Origin of the sequence: Nocardia coffeae, assembly GCF_019890715.1 — a bacterium.
GTDB classification, from domain to species: domain Bacteria; phylum Actinomycetota; class Actinomycetes; order Mycobacteriales; family Mycobacteriaceae; genus Nocardia; species Nocardia jiangxiensis.
The window spans coordinates 397699-419959 of the sequence record NZ_JAINZY010000006.1 but is presented as its reverse complement, the minus strand read 5'-3'; the positions used below and the strand labels follow the sequence as shown (position 1 = coordinate 419959).

The 22261-nt window shown below is 67.9% G+C and carries 19 protein-coding genes; 8 read left to right on the top strand and 11 right to left on the bottom strand.

Annotated features, from left to right (window positions below):
• Positions 1-35: 35 nt before the first annotated feature.
• Positions 36-644, bottom strand: coding sequence for a TetR/AcrR family transcriptional regulator (locus K7711_RS24010; protein ID WP_222971672.1), 609 nt, complete (start codon positions 642-644; stop codon positions 36-38).
• 65 nt (positions 645-709) lie between these two features.
• Between K7711_RS24010 and K7711_RS24005 the strand changes: the two genes are divergently transcribed.
• A complete protein-coding gene (locus K7711_RS24005) occupies positions 710-1660 on the top strand; it encodes a TauD/TfdA dioxygenase family protein (protein ID WP_222971671.1) in 951 nt (316 codons plus the stop codon).
• 6 nt (positions 1661-1666) lie between these two features.
• On the opposite strand, the gene K7711_RS24000 is transcribed toward K7711_RS24005, so the two are convergent.
• The gene (locus K7711_RS24000; RefSeq protein WP_222971670.1) at positions 1667-2836 is read right to left on the bottom strand and encodes a phosphotransferase family protein; all 1170 of its coding nucleotides are present in this window, start codon (positions 2834-2836) and stop codon (positions 1667-1669) included.
• Positions 2837-3121: 285 nt separating this feature from the next.
• Between K7711_RS24000 and K7711_RS47775 the strand changes: the two genes are divergently transcribed.
• A complete protein-coding gene (locus tag K7711_RS47775; RefSeq protein ID WP_235747640.1) occupies positions 3122-4315 on the top strand; it encodes a DUF2189 domain-containing protein in 1194 nt (397 codons plus the stop codon).
• Here K7711_RS47775 and K7711_RS23990 read toward each other — a convergent pair whose 3' ends face one another.
• Together K7711_RS23990 and aspS are read right to left on the bottom strand one after the other, a co-directional pair.
• Entirely contained in the window at positions 4316-5272 is a 957-nt protein-coding gene (locus K7711_RS23990; RefSeq protein WP_222971669.1) for a DUF389 domain-containing protein, read from the bottom strand. It lies immediately after the preceding gene.
• Positions 5273-5368: 96 nt separating this feature from the next.
• Complete coding sequence (aspS, locus tag K7711_RS23985) at positions 5369-7177, bottom strand: aspartate--tRNA ligase (protein WP_222971668.1); 1809 nt, start codon at positions 7175-7177, stop codon at positions 5369-5371.
• A gap of 184 nt (positions 7178-7361) precedes the next feature.
• Here aspS and ypfJ point away from each other — a divergent pair, with 184 nt between their 5' ends.
• A complete protein-coding gene (ypfJ, locus tag K7711_RS23980) occupies positions 7362-8279 on the top strand; it encodes a KPN_02809 family neutral zinc metallopeptidase (protein ID WP_222971667.1) in 918 nt (305 codons plus the stop codon).
• Between the two features lie 74 nt (positions 8280-8353).
• Here ypfJ and K7711_RS23975 read toward each other — a convergent pair whose 3' ends face one another.
• The 4 genes from K7711_RS23975 to K7711_RS23960 form a co-directional block, all read right to left on the bottom strand.
• Positions 8354-9433: a 2-oxoacid:ferredoxin oxidoreductase subunit beta gene (locus K7711_RS23975; RefSeq protein WP_222971666.1), complete on the bottom strand. Its 1080-nt coding sequence runs from the start codon at positions 9431-9433 to the stop codon at positions 8354-8356.
• A complete protein-coding gene (locus K7711_RS23970; protein WP_235747639.1) occupies positions 9433-11421 on the bottom strand; it encodes a 2-oxoacid:acceptor oxidoreductase subunit alpha in 1989 nt (662 codons plus the stop codon). Before K7711_RS23970 ends, K7711_RS23975 begins: the two co-directional genes overlap by 1 nt.
• 166 nt (positions 11422-11587) lie before the next feature.
• Positions 11588-12604 (bottom strand): Rv2578c family radical SAM protein, encoded by a 1017-nt coding sequence (locus tag K7711_RS23965; protein WP_222971665.1) that lies wholly within the window; start codon positions 12602-12604, stop codon positions 11588-11590.
• 31 nt (positions 12605-12635) lie between these two features.
• Positions 12636-13628: an NAD-dependent epimerase/dehydratase family protein gene (locus K7711_RS23960; protein WP_222971664.1), complete on the bottom strand. Its 993-nt coding sequence runs from the start codon at positions 13626-13628 to the stop codon at positions 12636-12638.
• 259 nt (positions 13629-13887) lie between these two features.
• Between K7711_RS23960 and K7711_RS23955 the strand changes: the two genes are divergently transcribed.
• The 3 genes from K7711_RS23955 to K7711_RS23945 all read left to right on the top strand — a co-directional run bounded on the left by K7711_RS23955 (position 13888) and on the right by K7711_RS23945 (position 16975).
• Complete coding sequence (locus K7711_RS23955) at positions 13888-14208, top strand: type VII secretion target (RefSeq protein WP_222971663.1); 321 nt, start codon at positions 13888-13890, stop codon at positions 14206-14208.
• 2 nt (positions 14209-14210) lie between these two features.
• Complete coding sequence (locus K7711_RS23950; protein ID WP_222971662.1) at positions 14211-15806, top strand: hypothetical protein; 1596 nt, start codon at positions 14211-14213, stop codon at positions 15804-15806.
• A gap of 299 nt (positions 15807-16105) precedes the next feature.
• Positions 16106-16975, top strand: coding sequence for a TIGR03619 family F420-dependent LLM class oxidoreductase (locus K7711_RS23945; protein WP_222971661.1), 870 nt, complete (start codon positions 16106-16108; stop codon positions 16973-16975).
• A 56-nt stretch (positions 16976-17031) separates the two neighbouring features.
• Here the strand turns inward: K7711_RS23945 and K7711_RS23940 are convergent, their stop codons facing one another.
• From K7711_RS23940 to hisS, 3 genes are all read right to left on the bottom strand, one after another.
• The gene (locus tag K7711_RS23940) at positions 17032-18039 is read right to left on the bottom strand and encodes a malate dehydrogenase (RefSeq protein WP_308014911.1); all 1008 of its coding nucleotides are present in this window, start codon (positions 18037-18039) and stop codon (positions 17032-17034) included.
• Between the two features lie 162 nt (positions 18040-18201).
• Positions 18202-18846: a hypothetical protein gene (locus K7711_RS23935; RefSeq protein ID WP_222971660.1), complete on the bottom strand. Its 645-nt coding sequence runs from the start codon at positions 18844-18846 to the stop codon at positions 18202-18204.
• A gap of 73 nt (positions 18847-18919) precedes the next feature.
• Complete coding sequence (hisS, locus tag K7711_RS23930) at positions 18920-20197, bottom strand: histidine--tRNA ligase (RefSeq protein ID WP_222971659.1); 1278 nt, start codon at positions 20195-20197, stop codon at positions 18920-18922.
• Positions 20198-20347: 150 nt separating this feature from the next.
• On the opposite strand from hisS, the gene K7711_RS23925 reads away from it, so the two are divergent.
• Together K7711_RS23925 and K7711_RS23920 are read left to right on the top strand one after the other, a co-directional pair.
• Entirely contained in the window at positions 20348-21253 is a 906-nt protein-coding gene (locus tag K7711_RS23925) for a peptidylprolyl isomerase (RefSeq protein WP_308014910.1), read from the top strand.
• A gap of 376 nt (positions 21254-21629) precedes the next feature.
• Complete coding sequence (locus K7711_RS23920) at positions 21630-22178, top strand: hypothetical protein (RefSeq protein WP_222971657.1); 549 nt, start codon at positions 21630-21632, stop codon at positions 22176-22178.
• Positions 22179-22261 lie beyond the last annotated feature (83 nt).

The window sequence follows — 22261 nt, the reverse complement described above, 5'->3', positions numbered from 1 at the left end:
CGTACCGACCTGGGCCGACATTCTCGGCCGCCGCCTCACTCGGCCGGCGGGAACGGATCGGCGGGATCGGACAGCAGGATGCGGGCCGCCTCGGCATCGATGTCGCGCTGCAATTCGGCCTCGGACATATCCTCCAAACCAGCCGCACCCCGCAGGAACGATCCGAACAGCTGCCAGCCCAGCGACAACGCCGCGACATGGGCCACGGCCAGGGACGCGTCGTGCTCCGATTCGTGGAACGGCCGGGCCCGCTCGATCAATCGCGAGATCACCGGGAAGTCGCGCTGCAATTGCGCGACGGGATAGCCGTCCAGGATGCTGCGGGCCAGCACGGTCAGATGCGTGCGCAGCGCCGCATCGAGCGGCGAGCGGTCCCCCGGACCCGAACGGTCCAGCGCCGCACCGGATTCGGCGGCGAGATGGTCCAGCACCCGGGCCACCAACTGATCCTTGGCCCCGAAGTGCCGGAACACCAGGCCGTGATTCACCCCTGCCCGCTCCGCGATATCGCGGATGGAGGTCGCGGCCGGGCCACGCTCGGCGAACAGCTCAGCGGCGTGAGTCAGCACCGCCGACACGACCGCATCCCGCCCAACCGGGGCGTCACCGGTTCCGGACGATCCTGTTGCGCGATCTGTAGTCATGCGACTACATTAGCGCATACCGGTGTAGTCAACCGACTACGCCCGGGTCGAACGAAGGAGTCGCCATGATCGAAGCACCCGTCGTCGCCGAGGCCGAACCCACGGTGCGCCCGTTCCAACTGCCCGGCTATCCCCTGCTGGCCGGACCCTTCACCCATCTGACCGCCGAACATCGCCGCCTCACCGCGTTGCGGTGGCAGCATTTCGACGCCCGGCTCGTGGGCACCACGCTGGGCGGGGAGATCAGCGGCATCGATCTACGCGAACCGCTGGCCGACGAGGTCGTCGCCGAACTACAGCAGGCCCTGCACGACTACAAGGTCCTGTTCTTCCGTGACCAGCCGATCACCCCGGCCCAGCACGTCGCATTCGCCCGCCGATTCGGCGAACTGGAGGTCCATCCGGCCCTCGGATCCAATTCCGATCAGCCCGAACTGGTCCGTTTCGAGAAGGGCGCGGACGTCGCCGGACTCGAGAACACCTGGCATCACGACGTGACCTGGCGGCCGCAACCGTCGATGGGCGCGATCCTGCACGCGATCTCGGTGCCCGAGGTCGGCGGCGACACCCTGTTCTCCGATATGTACGCCGCGTACACCGCCCTGGACGAGGACACCCGCGCACTCGCCGACGAACTCACCGCCGTGCACGACTTCACCCGCGCCTTCGGCCACTTCGCCACACCCGAGGTTCGCGAACGCATGCGAACCGAACACCCGAGCGTCGAACATCCCGTGGTGTGCACCCACGCGGCCACCGGCCGCCGGCATCTCTACGTCAACCGGATCTTCACCGACCACATCACCGGGCGGACACCCGAGGCGAGCCGCGAACTACTGGACCGGCTGTGCCGTCAGGCCGACTATCCCGAACACCAGGTTCGCCTGCACTGGCAGCCGCACACCGTCGCCTTCTGGGACAACCGGGCCGTCCAGCACTACGCCACCAGCGACTACTGGCCCCAGATCCGGATCATGGAACGAGCGTCCATCGTCGGACCGCGCCCGTCACGCTGATCCGGCTCACTCGTCCCAGAGTTCCTCGAGGGTCGCCGAGACGTGCTCGGCGAAGTCGCCCAGGATGTCGTCGCCGGTGCACCGGGCATCCTCGGCCAGGGCGGCCCAGCGGTTGATCAGCGCCGCCGAACGCGGAATCGACAGGCCGTGCTCGCGGGCGGCGGCGATGCGGGCGTGATCGGCGGGCAGGAACCAGTAGGTGGTCAGCCACACCCAGATCAGCCGCGCCTCGAGGATCCGCTCGGCGAGGACGTCGTCGTCGGCCAGGGCGGGCCACACGCCCACCACCTCCGAACGCCACGCCTCGACCAGCTGACGGGCTCGTTCGCGGGAGAGTTCGACATCGCACAGGCACCCGGGGAAGGAGACCAGCGCATAGGCGATATCCAGCGTCGCGTCGCGGAATCCGCCCCACTCGTAGTCCAGGAACCGGGCGCCCTCGGCATTGAGGATGACATTGTCCGGGCACAGGTCAGAGGGGCTGAAGGCGCGATAGCGGCCCGCGGAGAACAGCCGGTTGCCCGCGACGATGCGCTCGGCGATCTCGCCGGGCACGTCGATGTTCAGCTCGCGGTGCAGCATCTTGGGCACCTCGGTGACGGCGGCCTCGGCCTGCTGGGCGATACCGTCCACCCGGTGCACCACGTCGACGCGGCGCAGCAGCGCGACGAAATCGGGCTCCCGACCGACCGTGGCCGCGTGCATCCGGCCCATCGCCTGGGCGAACGCCATCAGCGCATTGCGGCTGGCCGGTTCGGCGCCCGAACTCAGCACCGTGGTCAGCGAGGCGTTCTCGCCCAGATCACTCAGGATCAGCAGCCGTTCGGGCAGGTCGTGGGCTAGCAGATACGCACCGGGCCGATGACGGCTGCTCAGCGCGGTGGTGAACTGGTACGACACCGTTTCACGCAGGAATGCCGAATCGATACTCGCCACACCGGGCGCGAGACCACCGACGCGGCGATCCTGCGCCGCACCGCGGAGTTGTTTGACGATGAGCGTGCGCGGGAGCGAGAACGCGTTCTCCGCGACACGCACACGTAGAACCGTCGTCCTGCCACTTCCGCCGAGCTCTATCGGATCGCTGAGCTTCACCGGAGCACCCATCCGCTTTGTGAGCAAATGTTGTGCCGCGGACACGACTTCGGTGGCGCGTTCGGCCAATAGTGCGGTCATCGCGCTCCAAGTTACTCGCTTCAGGTCACTTTCAGCGAGCGGTTCAACAACCTTTCGCGCGTCGCCCGGCGTGTCTCGATGAAGCGCGGGCTGTTGTCGCGAGAGGCTGGACATCCGCACACGACGTGCTCATCGTCCGGGATCATCCTGCCCCATCAGGGATTACGACATTCCGGACAGGAATATCATCGAGGCTGCTTGACACGATGCGGCGAGTTCCGGTTGTGTCGAAAGCCAACTGCTGTGCGCCACACTGAAACCCAGGTGATTCGAAAGGTCCCCACGATGACCGAGACCCCGCACCCCGCGCCCGGCACATCCGGGGAAGGCACCACCGAGCAGCCCCAACCGCACCCTGGATACCCTCAGGACGCCGGATCACGATCCGAAGGGCACGCACGACCCGGGTCCGCCGCTGCCCCGCCTCCGGTGGCCGGCGGGGCCCCGCCGCCGCCCCCGGTCTTCGGCGCGACGCCCTCGTCCGCTCAGCGGCCCGCGCCGCCGCCCGTGTCCGATTACAACCAGCCGCAGCCTGGCTACAACCAGCCGCAACCCGGTTACGGACAATCCCAGCCCGGCTACGGCCAGCCCGTTTACGGTCAGCCCGGTTACAGTCAACCCGGTTACGGTCAGCCGACCACGACGCCGCAGCCCGGCTACGCACCCGGACCGGGCTACGACCCGAACACGGGCCAGGGTTACGTTCCCGGCACGCCGCAGGGCGCGATGCCCGGCCAGCCGCCGTACGGATTCCCCGCACCCCCGCCCCTCGGCCTGAGCATCGGCCGCGCCCTCGGATACGGCTGGGAACGCTTGCGCGCCAACCCGATTCCCTGGATCGCGATCACCCTGGTCGGATTCGTCGCCTATCTCGTCGCGATGGTGGTGGTCCGGGTCGCCGACATCAATTCGTTGATTCCGGTCCTGGTGGTCTTCCTGATCGTCGCGGCCGTGGTCTGGCTGTTGCAGGCGGCGATGATCCGGGGCGCGCTCTACGAAACCGACGGCACCCCACCGGATTTCCAGTCCTTCTTCGGATTCGTCAACGCGGGCAACGTCCTGCTGTGCGCGCTGGCCGTATTCGCGAGCAGTGTGCTGGCGATGGTCGTGATGTCCGTGGTGTTCGGCCTGATATCCGCCGCGCTCGCGACGGTCCTGAGTGTGCTCGCGGCGATCGTGGTCGGATTCCTGTGCATGTTCTCGCTGCACTTCGTGATCGATCGGGATCAGAATCCGATCGCCGCGATCCGGTCCAGTGTTCGCCTGGTGCTCTCGGATATCGGCAAGACGGCGACACTGGCCTTCGCGGTGCTGTTCATGACCATGGCCGCCCTGGTCGTCTGCGTGATCGGCATGGTCATCGCCGGAACGATCGGCCTGATCATCTGCTCGCTGAGCCTGCTGCTGGTCGGCCCGATCTCGGTGATGGCGCTGACCTACTCCTATCGCGCGCTGACCGACGGCCTGACCCTGGGCTGATCAGTCCGCGGAGACCCACCAGCGTTTGAATCTGTCCAGCGGTCCGCCCTCGCTGCCGTGGCGAGGGCGCAACTGCAGCACGATCCAGCCGGCGATGACGATCCCGACCATGTTCACCCCGAGCTGACCGATCGACCAGAACGCCTTGTCCCACGCCCCCACCGTCGCGGCCACCACCGCGAATCCGGCCGCCGGGATCGTGGTCACCGAGATGAAAACCCCCACCAGCGCAGCCGATTTCGAGGTAACCAGCGACAACATCCCAGCAGCGCCGGCCAGCAGCGCGACCACCAGTGAGAACGGCCCGACCTGATAGATGAACTCCACGTTGTGGATCCGGTCGACGCTGTCCAGGGTCAGCCAGCCGAACCGCTCCCACACCAGCGTGGCCACCCAGGTGATCACCATCGCCACGGAGAACCCGACGACCAGAGCCAGCGCCGAACGTCGCGCCAACCCGAAATCCTTGCGCACCAACGACACCGCGAGCGCGGCCAGCGGCCCGAACTCCGGTCCCACCACCATCGCGCCGACGATCGTCACCGGCGAATCGGTGGCGACGCCGACCGCGGCGAGCAGACACGCGATGGTGATGAACGCCAGGAACGCCGGACTCAGCGTGGACTCGTCCCTGGTCTCGGCCAGCAGCGCCTGCCACACGACCGCGTCGGACGGATCCCCCGGCGCGTCGGCCACCGCGCGATCCGCGGCCTCCGACAGCGCCGTGTCGACCGGGCCGAGGATGATCCCGCCCTCGCGGCTGATGCCCAGCGCTTCGAGGGCCGCGATCACGTCGTTGACCGATTCACGCGCGACGTCGGCCTCGAGCACATCCCCGGACGGCTCGATCGCCGCACCGCGCTGCACCGTGATCAGCGTCGCGCCCGGCTCGGCGCGCAGTGCGGCGAGCGCGGCCTCGGTCGTCCCGGACGGGCAGATAACCCGGACGTGCAGCACGATTCTCCTGCCTCCGCTTCGTCTCGCACCGCCCCGAGATCGCTTACCGCACAGACGGACCCGGACCGGACATGCCGATCCGGGTCCGAACGTGGGTCACTTCTTCGCGGCGGCCTTCTTGTCCGGCGCCACGGGGTTGCCGTTCTCGTCGAGGACGACGTCCAACCCCGCCTCCTTGCGCTGCTGACGGGTGATCGGCGCGGGCGCGTCGGTCAGCGGGTCGACGCCGCCGCCGGACTTCGGGAACGCGATGACATCGCGGATCGAATCCACTCCGGCCAGCAGCGCGGTGATGCGGTCCCAGCCGAAGGCGATACCGCCGTGCGGGGGTGCGCCGTAGGAGAACGCGTCCAGCAGGAAGCCGAACTTCTCCTGCGCCTCCTCGTGGCTGATGCCCATCACCTTGAACACCCGTTCCTGCACGTCGCGGCGGTGGATACGAATGGAACCGCCGCCGATCTCGTTGCCGTTGCAGACGATGTCGTAGGCGTAGGCCAGTGCCGCGCCCGGATCGGTGTCGAAGGTGTCCAGGAATTCGGGTCTGGGCGAGGTGAACGCGTGGTGCACCGCCGTCCACGCCGAATGTCCCAGGGCCACATCGCCACTCGCGGTCGCGTCGGCGGCCGGTTCGAACAGCGGCGCGTCCACGATCCAGACGAACGCCCAGGCGTTCTCGTCGATCAGCTCGCATTTGCGCGCGATCTCGCCACGCGCGGCACCCAGCAGCGCACGCTGCGCCTTGGTCTCCCCCGCGGCGAAGAACACGCAGTCCCCCGGCTCCGCGCCGACGTGCTTGGCCAGGCCCTCACGCTCGGAGTCGGTGAGGTTCTTGGCCACCGGACCGCCCAGCGTGCCGTCCTCGTTGACCAGGATGTACGCCAGGCCCTTCGCGCCGCGCTGCTTGGCCCACTCCTGCCAGGCGTCGAGCTGACGACGCGGCTGGCTCGCACCGCCGGGCATCACGACCGCGCCGACGTACGGCGCCTGGAACACCCGGAACGGCGTCTGCGCGAAATACTCGGTGCACTCGGTGATTTCGACGCCGAATCGCAGATCCGGCTTGTCGCTGCCGAATCGGCGCATCGCCTCGGCATAGGTCATGTGCTGGATCGGCGTGGGGATCTCGTGGCCGACCAGCTTCCACAGCGCGCTGAGCACATCCTCGGCCAGCAGGATGACATCCTCCTGGGTCACGAAGCTCATCTCGACGTCGAGCTGGGTGAACTCGGGCTGCCGGTCCGCGCGGAAGTCCTCGTCGCGGTAGCAGCGCGCGATCTGGTAATACCGCTCGACACCCGAGACCATCAGCAGCTGCTTGAACAGCTGCGGGCTCTGCGGCAGCGCGTAGAACTTACCGGGCTGCAACCGCGCCGGGACCAGGAAGTCGCGCGCGCCCTCGGGCGTGGAACGCGTCATCGTCGGGGTCTCGACCTCGACGAACGCATGCTCGGCCAGCACCGCGCGGGCCGCGGCGTTGGCCTGGGACCGCAGCCGGATGGCATGGGCGGGACCCTCACGGCGCAGGTCCAGGTAGCGGTACTTCAGCCGGGCCTCTTCACCGGGCTGCTCGTCGAGCTGGAACGGCAGCGGCGCGGCCTCGTTGAGGACGACGAGTTCGCTGACGTTCACCTCGATCGCACCGGTCGGCAGATTCGGGTTCTCACTGCCCTCGGGCCGCGGCTCGACCACGCCGGTCACCTGTACGCAGTACTCCGCCCGCAACCGGTGCGCCTGTTCGGCGGGAACACCCTCGCGGAACACCACCTGCGCCACACCCGACGCATCACGCAGATCGATGAAGATCACGCCACCGTGGTCGCGACGGCGAGCCACCCAACCGGTGAGGGTCACGGTCAGACCGGCGTGTTCGCTTCGCAGCGAACCTGCCAAGTGGGTGCGCAGCACGGGATTCCTTTCGACGGGTCGGTGCATCGGCTGGGTGGGCAGATGCGCTCCTATCCTAGAGAGACACGTTCACCGGTCGGAAACCGATATCCGCCACCACCGTGTCAAGCTGTAGTCCGCACGCGGGCCGGGGCGACCGGATCGCGCGGCGGCACAGCGAACGAATGGGCGAGAGGGCCACGGGATGACCTTCAACGAGGGCATGCAGATCGATCCGGATCGAGTCTCCTCGGGCGGCGGCCCGGGGATGGGCGGGAAGATCGCGCTCGGCGGCGCGGGCGGCTTGATCGTGCTGGTCCTGGCACTGGTGTTCGGCGGAGATCCCGGATCGCTGCTGCGCGAGGTGACCGGCGGCACGACCACCCAGGCCCCGAGCGCGAAGACTCCCGCGCACTGCAGGACCGGCGCGGATGCGAACAAGTACGTCGACTGCCGGGTGGTGCTCACCGCGCAGAGCCTGGACTCGGTGTGGGGCGCCAAGCTCCCGCAGCAGACCCGCAAGGCGTACACCCCACCGAAGGTGCAGCTGTTCACCGGTGCGGTGAACACCGGCGGCTGCGGCCGGGCCACCAGCGCGGTCGGGCCGTTCTACTGCCCGGCCGATCACACCGCGTACTTCGACACCAGTTTCTTCCAGGAACTGGTGGACAAATTCGGTTCCAGCGGCGGACCGCTGGCACAGGAGTACGTGGTCGCGCACGAGGTCGGCCATCACATTCAGAATCTGCTCGGCGATTCCGGTCGCGCCGCGAAGTCCGCACAGGGCGCCTCCTCCGGGTCGGTGCGACTCGAGCTGCAGGCGGACTGCTACGCCGGAGTGTGGGCCTCCTACGCCGATAAGCTCCCCGCACCCGGCAGCAACCAGCCGTTCCTGAAACCGCTGTCGGACAAGGACATTCAGGACGCGCTCTCGGCCGCCTCATCGGTCGGCGACGACCGGATCCAGAAGGCCGCCACCGGCCGGACCAACCCCGAGTCCTGGACGCACGGATCCTCCAGCGAACGGCAGAAGTGGTTCCTCACCGGATACCACAACGGCCAGGTGAAGGCATGCGACACGTTCTCGGCGACCAATCTGGACAACCCTCCGGCACTGCGCTGACGGCCGCGCCGGACAGTGATCCGGTACCGGACGAATCATCGGTTCGTCCGGTACCGGTCACCGGGTGAGACGACTCAGCCGACCGTCCAGGTCTCCTTGCCAGTGAGCAACTGCTGCAGCGAATCCGCTCGCACGGGCCGGCGTTCCCGCGCGATCTCGGTCTGCTCGCGAACGCCGTCGTCGTAGGTGCGCCGCGCGACGCTGCGGAAGATGCCGACCGGGACGTGCGAGAGGTCCTGCTCCGACAGCCGCGACAGCGCGTACGCGTACTCCGGATCGTCGCAGTAGGCGTCGTGCACGACGATCTCGGATTCGGCCACGGTGTCGGTGTCGACCACGTCGAGGCCGAAACCACGTTGCACCACGGCGAATTCGCCTTCCGCGCCGAAGCGCAACGGCTCACCGTGCCGCAGCCGGATCAGATGGGATTCGGCGTTGTCCTTGCGCAGCGCGTCGAACGAACCGTCGTTGAAGATCGGGCAGTCCTGCAGGATCTCCACGAAGGAGGTGCCGCGATGCTCGGCCGCGGCGCGCAACACCTCGGTGAGCCCGGCGCGATCCGAGTCCAGCGCCCGCGCGGCGAAGGTGGCCTCCGCGCCCAGGGCCACCGACAACGTGTTGAACGGGTGGTCCACCGACCCCATCGGCGTCGACTTGGTGACCTTGCCCGGTTCCGAGGTCGGCGAGTACTGCCCCTTGGTGAGCCCGTAGATCCGGTTGTTGAACAGCAGGATCGTCATGTTCACGTTGCGGCGCAGCGCGTGGATGAGGTGGTTTCCGCCGATCGAGAGCGCATCGCCGTCGCCGGTCACCACCCACACCGACAGATCCGGGCGGGTCACCGCCAGTCCGGTCGCGATCGCGGGTGCGCGGCCGTGGATCGAGTGGATCCCGTACGCGTCCAGGTAGTACGGGAAACGGCTCGAGCAGCCGATACCCGAAACGAACATCATGTTCTCCCGGCGCAGCCCGAGATCGGCCAGGAAGCTGCGCACGGTCGCCAGGATGACGTAGTCACCGCAGCCCGGACACCACCGCACCTCCTGATCGGAGGTGTAGTCCTTGACCTTCTGCGGCCCGTCCGCGCCCGGCACACCGGACAGGCCGGTCAGACCGAGATCGGCGCCGACGAGCGAGGTTTCCACGAGCGTCATCACTTACCCCCTACGGTGCGGTAGGTCGCCCTCGCGCGTGCGGCGAAGGCCTTGTCGTTCTCGAGTTCGGTGAGTGAGCCGTCCAGGGCGGCATCGATCACGCCGACCAGTTCCTGTGCCGAGAACGCGGTACCGGCGACCTTCGTCCACGGCTGGACGTCGACCAGGTACCGGCCGCGCAGCAGCATGGCCAGCTGACCGCCGTTCATCTCCGGCGCCACCACGGTGCGGTAGCGTCCCAGCACCGCACCGGTGTTGGCGGGCAACGGATTCAGATTCCGCAGGTGCGCTTGGGCCACGGGCACCCCGCGCCGCCGCGCCCGGCGGCAGGCCTCGCCGATCGGACCATACGAGCTGCCCCAGCCGATCAGCAGCAGTTCGGCGTTGCCGCTGGGATCCTCGACCTCGAGGTCCGGCACCTCTATCCCGTCGATCTTCGCCTGGCGCAGCCGGACCATCAGGTCGTGGTTCGCCGGTTCGTAGGAGATGTTGCCGGTGCCGTCGGCCTTCTCCAGGCCGCCGATGCGGTGCGCACGCCCGCGCGTGCCCGGGACCGCCAACGATCGGGCCAGCGTCTCCGGATCGCGCGCATAAGGCTGGTACGGATCCGAATCGTCCTCGGCCGCATCGGGTTCGAAAGCGGGCTCGATCGGCGCCAGGTCGGCCACCTGTGGAATCGCCCAGGGCTCGGAACCATTGGCGATCGAACCGTCCGAGAGCAGCAGTACCGGTGTGCGATAGGTCAGCGCGATGCGCGCGGCCTCGACCGCCGCGGCGAAACAGTCGGCCGGTGAGCGCGGGGCGAGCACCGCCACCGGCGATTCACCGTTGCGGCCGTACAGCGCCTGGAGCAGATCGGCCTGTTCGGTCTTGGTGGGCAGACCCGTCGAGGGGCCGCCGCGCTGCACGTCCACGATCAACAGCGGCAGTTCGGTCATCACCGCCAGGCCGATGGTCTCGCTCTTGAGCGCCAGACCCGGACCCGAGGTACTGGTCACCCCGAGCGCTCCGCCCAGCGAAGCACCCAGTGCCGCACCGATTCCGGCGATCTCGTCCTCCGCCTGGAAGGTGGTGACGCCGAAATTCTTGTGCTTGCTCAGCTCGTGCAGGATGTCCGAGGCCGGGGTGATCGGATAGGTGCCCAGGAAGACCTCGAGACCGGCGAGCTGCCCGGCCGCGACGATGCCGTACGCCAGGGCGGTGTTGCCGGTGATCTGCCGATAGGTGCCCGTGGGCAGCGCCGCCGGGGCGACCTCGTAGGTGGTCGCGAACGCCTCGGTGGTCTCGCCGTAGTTCCAGCCCGCCCGGAACGCCAGGACGTTCGCCTCGGCGATATCCGGTTTGGCGGCGAACTTCTCGCGCATGAACTGCTCGGTGCCGCCGATCGGCCGCCCGTACATCCAGGACAGCAGACCGAGGGCGAACATGTTCTTGGCCCGCTGGCCGTCCTTCTTGCCGACGCCGGTCGACTCGGTCGCCCCCAGCGTCAGCGAGGTCATCGGCACCCGGTGCACGACGAAATCGGACAGCGAGTCGTCGGTGAGCGGATCGGCCGCGTAGCCGACCTTGGTCAGTGTGCGCTTGGTGAACTCGTCGGTGTTGACGATGATCGTCGCCCCGCGCGGCAGATCCTCCAGATTCGCCTTCAGCGCCGCGGGATTCATCGCGACCAGCACGTCGGGCTGATCACCGGCGGTGAGGATGTCGTAGTCGGCGATCTGGATCTGGAACGAGGAGACGCCGGGTAGCGTGCCCTGAGGTGCGCGGATCTCGGCGGGGAAGTTCGGTTGTGTGGCAAGGTCGTTGCCGAATGCGGCGGCCTCGTGTGTGAAACGGTCACCGGTCAGCTGCATACCGTCACCGGAGTCTCCGGCGAATCGGATGACGACCTTTTCCAATTTCTCCGCGACGCCGCCGGCTCCGGCCGCGTCCGCGCGAGCGGGGTGTGAGGCGGCGTCGCCGGGAGAATCAGAGCCCTGGGCAACCATGCGCGTGTATCACTTCCTCGTCGATGAGTACCACATGCCAAGTTACTCCGCTGGCTCCGGAAAAGCCCGAGTAGCAAGCGGTTCAACAGATTTCGCGTCGTACCGATTCCCGGTGGCGTCGCGGTCGTCCGTACCCGCGCCCGCCCCGGGCCCGGGGTGGGCCGCACTAGGAGAACAGGGCCAACTGCGCGGCCGGTTGCGGTGCGCGCGGAGGCCGGGCCTCGGGCTCCGGTGGCACATCGCGGTCCAAACCGTGCCGCGACAGCAGCGGATCGAGCCGACCGCGCAGCCACGCGAAGTACTCCGGTGTGACGTACGCCCCACGACCGTACAACTGCCTATATCTCCGCAACAGTGCCGGGTGGTGCTCGGCGAGCCACTGCAGGAACCAGCCGCGGGTGCGAGCGCGTAGATGCATCGGAAAGGCGACCGCGCTCGCCGCACCCGCCTCGGCGACCGCGCCGAACAGCGCGTCCAGGTGGGCGGTGCCGTCGGTCAGACAGGGAATCACCGGCGCCACCATGACGTTCACCGCGAAACCCGCGTCGGCCAGGGCGCGGACCAGTTCCAGTCGCGCCCGCGGCGACGGCGTGCCGGGTTCGAGACCGTGATGCAGCTCGGGGTCCAGGATCGCGATCGAGACCGCGAGCCGCACCGGCACCTCCCGGGCGGCCAGGGTCAGCAGCGGCAGATCGCGCCGCAGCAGCGTGCCCTTGGTGAGGATGGAGAACGGCGTGCCCGAATCGGCCAGCGCGCCGATGATGCCCGGCATCAGCCGATACCTGCCCTCGGCACGCTGGTAAGGATCGGTATTGGTGCCCAGCGCGACCGGCTCATGCCGCCAGGAGCGCCGATTCACCTCGCGGCGCAGCACCGCCGCCACGTTCGTCTTGACCACGATCTGACTGTCGAAATCGCGGCCCGCGTCCAGGTCCAGATACTCGTGGGTGCTGCGCGCGAAGCAGTATCGGCACGCGTGCGAGCACCCGCGCATCGGGTTGATCGTCCAGCCGAACGGCAATGCGGAACTCTCCGGAATGCGGTTGAGCGCACTCTTGCACAGCACCTCGTGAAAGGTCACGCCGTCGAATTCCGGAGTCTGCACGGTGCGCACGAGACCGGCCCGGTCGAGTCCCGGGAGGGCGCCGTCCTCGGCATCCAGGGTTTGGTTTCGCCACCGCACCCTCCCAGTCGAACATCTGTTCTAATATCTGTCAAGCAACGCAGTGCGACCGCGACTCGAGCGGTTCGCCCTTGTAGAAGGCGACCAGATCGCGCACGGTGTCCTCGGTCGGCCGCGGCCGGTAACCGAGTTCGGCCTCGGCCTTCGAACCGTCCACGACCGGCGCGGAGATCAGCGCGCCCATGGCCGCCTTGGACACCCGGTCGCTGCCGAACAGCTTCGCGATCGGCTCCAGCACGGGCAGGGCGCCCGCGATCACCTTGGTCGGGATCGCGAAGCGCGGACCGCGCTTGCCGTTCACCGCCGCGGCCAGCTGGGTGACCTCGAGCATCGAGCACATCGCGCCGGTCAGCAGGTAGTTCTCCCCGGTGCGCCCCTTCTCCCCCGCGAGGATCAGACCCGCCGCGACGTCGCGCACGTCGACCAGGTCGAAACCGCCGGCGATCATCACCGGCACGCGCCCGCGCGCGGCATCCCACAGCGTGGTGTTGATCCGGGAGTCCGAGTGATCGACCGGTCCGTACACGCCGGTCGGGTTGCAGATCACCGCATCGAGCCCCTTGTCGATGACCTTGCGCAACTCGACCTCGCCCTGGAACTTGGAGCGGTCGTAGACGGGCAGATCGGGATCGATCGAGCGCGGCGCGCGCTCATCGATCCGGCCACCGCAGTCGTACTGGTTGAACGCGTGGATGGAACTGGTGTGCACCATCCGCCGCACGCCCGCCGCCAGCGCCGCCTCGGCGACCACGCGCACACCCTCGGTATTGATCCGCCAGGCCAGATCGTGGCGGTGTTCGAGGGTGATCATGGCGACCAGGTGGTAGACGACCTCCGCACCCTCGAGCGCGTCACGCATCGATTCCGGGTCCAGCACGTCACCGCTGACCCAGGTCACCCGCGGGTCGGAGGCGACGGCGGGCCGGACGCGATCGATGGCGGTCACATCGTGACCGCGCTCCACCAGTTGGTGGAGCAGGTTGGTGCCAAGAAACCCGGCTGCGCCGGTGACTGCGACCTTCATGAGAACGAGAATATAGAACCCGTTCTAATTTGCAACAAGTTCTAGTTATACCTATTCCCGTTTCGTCCGATTCACGCCCGGATCGGCCGAAATCCGCCAGTCGGATGGCGGTCGGAGTCGAAACCTGTCGGGCAGGTCCGCTATATTGAGGCCCTGTACCGTTACCGGTCGCGCCGGTGACGGCGCACGGCCTGGGGACGCCGCGGTGTCCCGGCCGAGTCGACGAGACCGATGGTATGAGGATTGGGGGGCAGACTCGATGAGTTTCTCGGTTGAGACCGACGCCGTTCGCGCATTCGCCGCGACACACAAGGGCGTCGCGGCGCAGATCTCCGGGGCGGGCAATATGGACACGGTCAGTCACGTGGCCGCGATGACGCCGGTCTTCGGCATCATCGGCGCCGACTATCTGGCGATGTTCGCCGCCGCGCAGGTGCTGCACTGCCAGGACATCAACGATCTGTCCGGCAAGGTCGACAAGATCGGGCAGTCCGCCTTCGGCACCGCCGCCACATTCGACGATTCCGACTCGACCTTCTCGAGCGCGCTGAAGTCCGCCGCCGACGAGATCGGGGGCTGAGCGTGCAGGCACTCGATTCCGGAGCCGGCGGCGTCATCGGCGCGCAGACCGCGGACCCGCTCGCCGCGGTGTCCGAGGCGGCGTCCCAGACCGCGCAGAACATCGCCTCCGCCGTGCAGAACGGCCCGTTCGTGCACGTCGCGCTGCCACAGCTGCCCGCCGAGACCACCGAGACGATCTCGCCCGAACTGCATCTGGCGCAGAAGGAATTCGAGGACCAGCACAGCTCCTCGCTCGGTGGCGGACACATTCCCGGACTGGGCGACAGTTCCACGCACGCGTCCGCGCTCAGCGATGCGGCCAGTCCGTTGCTCGGCTCGGCGAACAGCGCGCTCGATCAGGCCCAGAGCACCCTGGGAGCGATTCCGGGCGCACAGAACGTCTTCGACAACGCCCACACGGCCCTGAACAGCGCGCCGTCCGCGCTGAGCAGTGCCGCGTCCTCGATCCAGCAGGCGGCCGCCCCGATCGCCGCCGCCGATCCGACCGATACGATCAACACCCTGCTGAGCAAGGGCATCACCCTGCCCGCCATCCCGGGTATCGAACAGCTCTTCCAGCCGTTCGCGAGCCTGTTGCAGAGCTTCGGCACCGGCGTGATGGGCGCCCTCAATCCCAGCACCCTGCTGAGCCAGTCCTCGCAGGTCATCCAGGCGGCCATGTCGGTCGGCGAGAGCGCGCTCAAATCGGTCGACCAGGTGTGGCAGGGCAAATCCGCCGACAGCGCCCAGTCCGCCGGTCAGCAGACCCAGTCCCAGGGGCAGGACACCAGCCAGCGCGGTTTCGACATCTCCAAACTCACCGACGAGGCCGCGGCCGTGGTGCAGAAGGGCAATGTGCAGCTCACCGCGGTGGCCCAGTCCTTCGCCACCCAGGCCACCGCACTGGCCCCGGTGATCGTCACCCCGCCCGCGCAGGCCACGCTGATCGCCACGGCCACAGAGCATCTCGGCACCGCGGTCGGCATCGTCAACGCCACCCGCGGCGAACTGGCCGGGTACACCGGTCAGCTCAGCGGCGTGGTCAATCAGTTGCTCGGTCAGAGCGGCGCCGGACAGCAGGCGGCCCAGGCCGCGGAGTCCGTCGCGCAGAACATCGCTCAGCCGGTGATGGAGCAGGCCCAGTCGCTGCTGTCCAACAACGGCGACAGCAGTACCAGCACCGACGATCTCACCTCGAAGCTCGGCAACACCTCGACGGCCGGATACAACGGCCTGTCCAGCGGCGGCGGAGGCGGTTCCTTCAGCAGCGGCGGTGGCGGCCTGAGCACCGACGGCGTCGGCACCAATTCCGGTGGCGGCGCGGGCACGTCCATTCCGGGCGCCATCGCCAACGCCCAGAACGCCATCGCTGCCGAGGTCAGCGCGGCGAGCCGGGCGGCCGGTCTGACCAGCCCGAGCAGTTTCATGGGCGGCGGCGGTGCGGCCGGCGCGCGCAATACCGAGGACGAGGAGCACCAGACAACGGTGCAGCCATACCAGAGCATCACCGGCGATACCGAACTCGCGGGTGTGCTCGGTGAGATCGCGCCGGATGTCATCGGCCAGATCCATTCCGACGAGGAGATCAACGGCTACTCCTCCGATACCAGTCTCTGATCGACCGATCTGTCGATCGCGTACCTCGAGGGCCCGGACCAGTACGGTCCGGGCCTTTCGCGTGCGCGGGCAAAGACGTTCTGCCGGTACGCAACCCGCTGATCCGGAACCCGAACCACCCGGCAGCCCGCTCAGCGGGCCGGATCGGCCGATCGGCTGACAGTTCATGATCGCTGCGATTACGATCGCCGACAAAACTAGAATCTGTTCTAATTCAGCCGTCCGGAGGTCGCGGGGCCCGAGCCCGAGCCGCCCGGACCGGGCGAGTGCACACACCCGCCGACCGAGAGGATGCTCCGATGCGTTTCACCTATGCGGAGGCGATGACCGATCCGGCCCACTACGTGCCGCTGGCACAGGCCGCCGAAGCCGCCGGATTCCACAGCATGTCGATCGCCGACAGCATCGCCTACCCGGAGGAATCGGATTCGACGTACCCGTACACACCCGACGGCTCGCGGGAGTTCCTGGACGGCAAACCGTTCATCGAGACGTTCGTGCTGTCCGCGGCCCTGGCCGCGGCGACGACCACCCTGCGTTTCACGCCGTTCGTGATCAAACTGCCGATCCGCCCGCCGGTCCTGGTCGCCAAGCAGGCGAGCTCACTGGCCGCCCTGAGCGGCAACCGATTCGCCCTCGGCGTCGGAGTCAGCCCGTGGCCGGAGGATTTCGAGATCATGGGCGTACCGTTCGAGCGGCGCGGACGGCGAATGGACGAATGTATCGAGATCGTCCGCGGCCTGTGCACCGGCGAATATTTCGAGTACCACGGCGAGTTCTACGACATTCCGCGGATCAAGATGACCCCCGCGCCCACCGAACCGATGCCGATTCTGGTCGGCGGGCACAGCGATGCGGCGCTGCGCCGGGCGGTGCGGCTGTGCGACGGCTGGATGCACGCTGGGGGCCAGCCGGAAGAGCTGGAGCGCATGCTCGCCCGCCTGGACGAGCTGCTCCCCGAACGCGACAGCTCCATCCCGTTCGAGATCCACGTCGCCTCGCTGGACGCCTACACCCCCGACGGCATCAAACGGCTGGAAGACCGCGGCATCACCGATGTCATCGTGGGCTTCCGCTACCACTACACGGTCGGGCCGGACACCGAACCGCTGGAGCGCAAGCTCACGGCGATCGAGCGCTACGCGGAATCCGTCATCGCCAAATGCTGATCCGCCCGACGCGGTCCGATCGACGCTGTCGCGATGATCGGACCGCCCGGGGTGGATCAGACCCGCTTCGCGTATCCCAGTTCGATCACGGCCTGCCGCTCGGATTCCAGCTCCGCGACACTGACATCGATACGCGCACGGGAGAATTCGTCGATCTCGAGCCCCGACACGATCCGGTACTCCCCGTCGGCGCAGGTGACCGGGAACGAGCTGATCAGCCCCTCGGGCACACCGTACGAACCATCGGACGGGACCGCCATCGACACCCAGTCGCCGTCCGGGGTCCCCTGCACCCAGTCCCGGATGTGATCCAGGGCCGCACCCGCCGCACTCGCTGCGGACGACGCACCGCGAGCCTTGATTATCGCGGTGCCGCGCTGCTGCACGGTCGGGATGAAATCATCGGCGACCCAATCGGGATCACCGATCGTCTCCAGCGCCGGGCGACCGCCGACGGTGGCGTGGTTCAGATCCGGATACTGGGTGGCCGAATGATTACCCCAGACGGTCATCCTCGCGATCGATGCGGCGGGCGCACCCGCCCGGCGGGCGAGCTGGGCGATGGCGCGATTGTGGTCGAGCCGGGTCAGCGCGGTGAATCGCGAATCGGGCACGTCGGGGGCATTGCTCATCGCGATCAGCGCGTTGGTGTTCGCGGGATTGCCGACCACCAGAACCTTCACATCCGACGCGGCACTGGCGTTGATGGCCGCGCCCTGATCGGCGAAGATGGCGCCGTTGGCGGCGAGTAGATCCGAACGCTCCATCCCGGCGGTGCGCGGGCGCGCGCCCACCAGCACCGCGATGTCGGCGCCCTCGAATCCGATCCACGGATCGTCGGCGATGTCGACCGACTCGAGCAGCCCGAACGCACCGTCCTCGAGCTCCATCGCCACCCCCTCCAGCGCGCCCACCGCAGCCGGAGTCTCCAATAGCCGCAATCGAACCGGCGTCTGCGGCCCGAGCATCGCCCCCGCGGCGATCCGGAACAGCAACCCATAGGCGATCTGTCCGGCCGCACCGGTGACGGTCACGGTCACGGGCGTGCGAGCGGTCCTGGTCACATCTACTCCTCGATGATCGACTGTATGTGCCGAGCCTATCGAGCCGCACATCGCCGGACGGCTCACCGTGAGCAATCAGACATCCGCCGGAGAACTCCCCGCGAACGCCACCGCGCAGGCCCGAGACGCTGCGCCACAAAGCTTTTCGTACTGCCGAACAGCTCAGCCCAGGGTGGCGATCTCCGCGTCGCTCAGCGCGACGGGCTGCACCACGTCCTTGACCCGCACCAGATGCACGGCCCGGTACAGCGGCCGTTCCTCGAGTCCCGCATCACGGGCCTCCGCACGCAGTTGACCGACCAGCATGCTGGACACGCTCAGCGCGGCCGCGAGATGACTCGCGGCCAGTGCGTCGGCGAGTTTGCGCAACCCCAGGATGTGCAACTCCCGGCCGCCACCGGCATCGGTGTACATGGCCAGCGGAATCACCTGCCGACCGCGCCCCGCGGTGACCCGCAGGACTATCCGGCTCAGCCGCCCGGGAAACACCAGGACCTCCACACCGGTGGCCTCCGCGATGTCCACTCGACGCCGCCCGGTGAGGGTGCGCGCCTCGACGACCGTGCCCGACAACCAGATTCGCCGCCGCCGCACCGATATCGCGTACACCGCGGCGGGCGCCACCAGCAGAACCCCGGCCAGCACCGCGACCGGCCAGTTCACCAGCAACGCCAGCAACAGGGCCACCACCACGGCCACACCGCAGGCGAGCACGGTGAACCGGCGCAGCATCGGCGCGTACACCTCGGGTGCGATCAGATCCAGGCCGACCCGTTGCGGCTCTGACGAATTCGGTTGCTGCTGCATCTGTATCCATGGCCTCCGCTGCACTCCGGCGGGTTCGGGCCAGAGCCCGGGTGATCCCGGCCCCGTGACCGTACTACCGATCGTGCGCGAGAGCCTCCGAGACCACGCTGACCGCGTCGTCGAGCGCGATCTGCCGCTGATCACCGGTGGCCAGATCCTTCAACCCGATCTCGTTCTCGGCGATATCCCGATCCCCCAGTACCAGAGCATATTTCGCGCCGGACCGGTCGGCGGCCTTCATCGCGCCCTTGACCCCGCGCCCGCCGTAGGCCAGATCGACCCGCACGCCCGCGGCCCGCAAGCGCGCCGCCAGGACCACCATCCGCTGGGTGGCCGCATCGCCGAGCGGTACACCGAACACGTCCACCCGCCCCGGGTCGGCCGCGGTCCTGCCCTCGGCCTGCAGGGCCAGCACGGTCCGGTCCACGCCGAGGCCGAATCCGATGCCAGAGAGCGGCTGCCCGCCCAGTTCCGCCATCAGCCCGTCGTACCGGCCGCCGCCGCCGATGCCCGACTGCGCGCCGAGTCCGTCGTGCACGAATTCGAAGGTGGTCTTGGTGTAGTAGTCCAGCCCGCGCACCATGCGAGGGTTGATCGTGTAGGCGACCCCGATCGCGTCCAGATATCCCAGCACCTGGTCGAAGTGGACCTTCGCCGACTCCGACAGGTGATCGAGCATCAGCGGCGCCGCGGCGGTCATCTCCCGCACCTCGGGACGCTTGTCGTCCAGCACCCGCAGCGGATTGAGCTCCGCGCGCCGCCGGGTCTCCTCGTCCAGCGGAAGCTTGAACAAGAACTCCTGCAACAGTTCCCGATACTGCGGGCGGCAGGAGTCGTCACCCAGCGAGGTGATCTCGAGCCGGAAGCCGTCCAAGCCCAGTGCGCGGAATCCGGCGTCGGCGATCGCGATCACCTCGGCGTCCAGCGCCGGATCGTCCACGCCGATGGCCTCGACGCCGACCTGCTGCAACTGCCGGTACCGTCCGGCCTGCGGCCGTTCGTAGCGGAAGAACGGACCCGCGTAACAGAGTTTGACCGGAAGCTGCCCCCGGTCCAGGCCGTGTTCGATCACCGCGCGCATCACTCCGGCGGTGCCTTCCGGGCGCAGCGTGACGCTCCGGTCGCCGCGATCAGCGAAGGTGTACATCTCCTTGCTGACCACGTCGGTCGACTCGCCGACGCCGCGGGCGAACAGGCCGGTGTCCTCGAAGATCGGCAGCTCGACATGCCCGTATCCGGCCAGTCGCGCGGCGTGCACGAGAGTGTCGCGCACCGCGACGAACTCGGCCGAGCCGGGCGGGACGTAATCCGGGATCCCCTTCGGGGCGTTGAAGCTGCTGGTCTTGGTCACGATCCCCCAGTCTCCCCTACCACATATCCGCAAGTCCAACCGGTTCCCGACCGCCACCGGCCGCCGCGGTTGGTCCCGTCCTGATACTGGCCTCAGGAACTGATGGCAGACTCTTGGCCGAGACGCAGACCTACACGGGAGGAACTGGGAGTGCCGAGCAACGAACAGCGACGAGCCGCGGCGAAACGCAAGCTGGAGCGACAACTCGCCCGGCGGGCCGAACGGGCCCGGCGGCGCAAGCAGCTCACCATCGCCGGGTCCGCGCTCGGCGTGGTCGTCGTGGTAGCGGCCGGTGTCGGCATCTACTTCCTCACGCGCGGTGACGACAACAACACGAAATCGGCCGACTCGTCGACCACCACCAGCGCCGACGCCTCGCTGTCCAATACGCCCAAGGCCGCCCCGCCCCCGGCGGCCAAGCCGAAGGCCGCGACCGTGAACTGCGCGTATCGCGACGGCGGGCAGGCGGCCAAGCCGGTACACAAGCCGGACAAGACCCAGGTGTCCACCTCCGGCAGCCCGAAGGTCAGCATCGATTCCACCCAGGGCCCGATCGGAATCACCCTGAACCCGGCCGAATCTCCTTGCACGGCCAACAGTTTCGAGAGCCTGATCGCTCAGCACTTCTACGACAAGACTTCGTGCCACCGCCTCAGCACCCAAGGTCTGCAGATGCTGCAGTGCGGCGATCCGATGGGCAACGGCCAGGGCGGCCCGGGATACATGTTCGACAACGAGTACCCGACCGATCAGATCGCCAAGGGCGATACCGAGGCCGCGCAGAATCCGGTGTTGTACAAGCGTGGCGTGATCGCGATGGCCAACGCGGGCCCGGACCGCACAACAGGCCAGGGCACCAACGGAAGCCAGTTCTTCCTGATGTTCGGCGACTCGCCGCTGCCCCCGCAGTACACCATCTTCGGCACGATCGACCAGGCCGGACTCGCGACGCTGGACAAGGTCGCCAAGGCCGGTGACGACCACTCGATGGACTCCTCGGCCGGCGGCGGCAAGCCGAACCTGCCGATCACCTTCAACTCGGTCACCGTGAGCTGAAATCGGTGGCCGCCGAGTCGAATCCGGCGGCCACCCCGTCTCGGGGTGCACGCGCGCACGTGGAGAAGCTACGGCGCGCACCCCCGATCGACCGGAAGACATACGAAGGTTCTGCGCGCGCGTCGGAAATGTGCGATATATGCTGGGGCAGTGCACGCCTGGTAAGGCAACCCTGCATATTTATTGGTAATCTCGTATAACGGAGTGCGACGTAGTGTTGTCGACGCCCGACCGGGCAGTACCGCTCACCCAGTGCTCCCGGTGTTCACAATGCAGGCGGGACGTATCACTCGAACCACCGTTCCGGTGATCGCGTCCATGACGATGCACCACAATCATCCATAGTGATCCTCACTGCAGCATCGGGGAGCAGGCCATGCCGGAAATGGACGACATCGGCGCCGAAACAGCGTCGATAATGAAGCAAATGTTGCAGCTCGCGACGTTGGTCGCGCTGCGCACCCGGGAGCGCGGGCAGAAGGAAGCCGAGGCCCGCGTCAAGGTCACCGAATCGCGCATCAAGGACGCTCGCGAACTTCAACTCCGGGACGCGCGCGAGGCGAAAGCCAAGGATCCGCGCAACCTCGAACTCTCCCGAATGTTCGAGAAGGCGCCGCTCGAGAAGGGTGTCTCCCTGGAGCGGGACCGTATCTCCGATCGGCCGAGCAGCACGCCGCCCGCGGGCGGGCAGACCACGCCCGCGAAACCCTCGATCCGATACGACTCGGCCGAGCGTCGTACGGCGCTGGCTCAGCATCTCAACCGCATCGGCGTCGCGCCCGAACTCGCCGCGGTACGCATGCTGATGGAGGTCGGTCAGGCACAGCCCGCATCCGAGGCGGTCCGCACCAGGCCCGATACCAGCAGGCGCATCGGTCAGGCTCGGGAATTGGAAGGTCGCGGACTGGAGCGCACCCGCGGCTGATTTCGCTCGTTCACCGCACCGCCCGGGGGATCGATGTCCGATCCCCCGGGCGGTGCGGTGTTTTCGACGGCAGCAACAGGTTC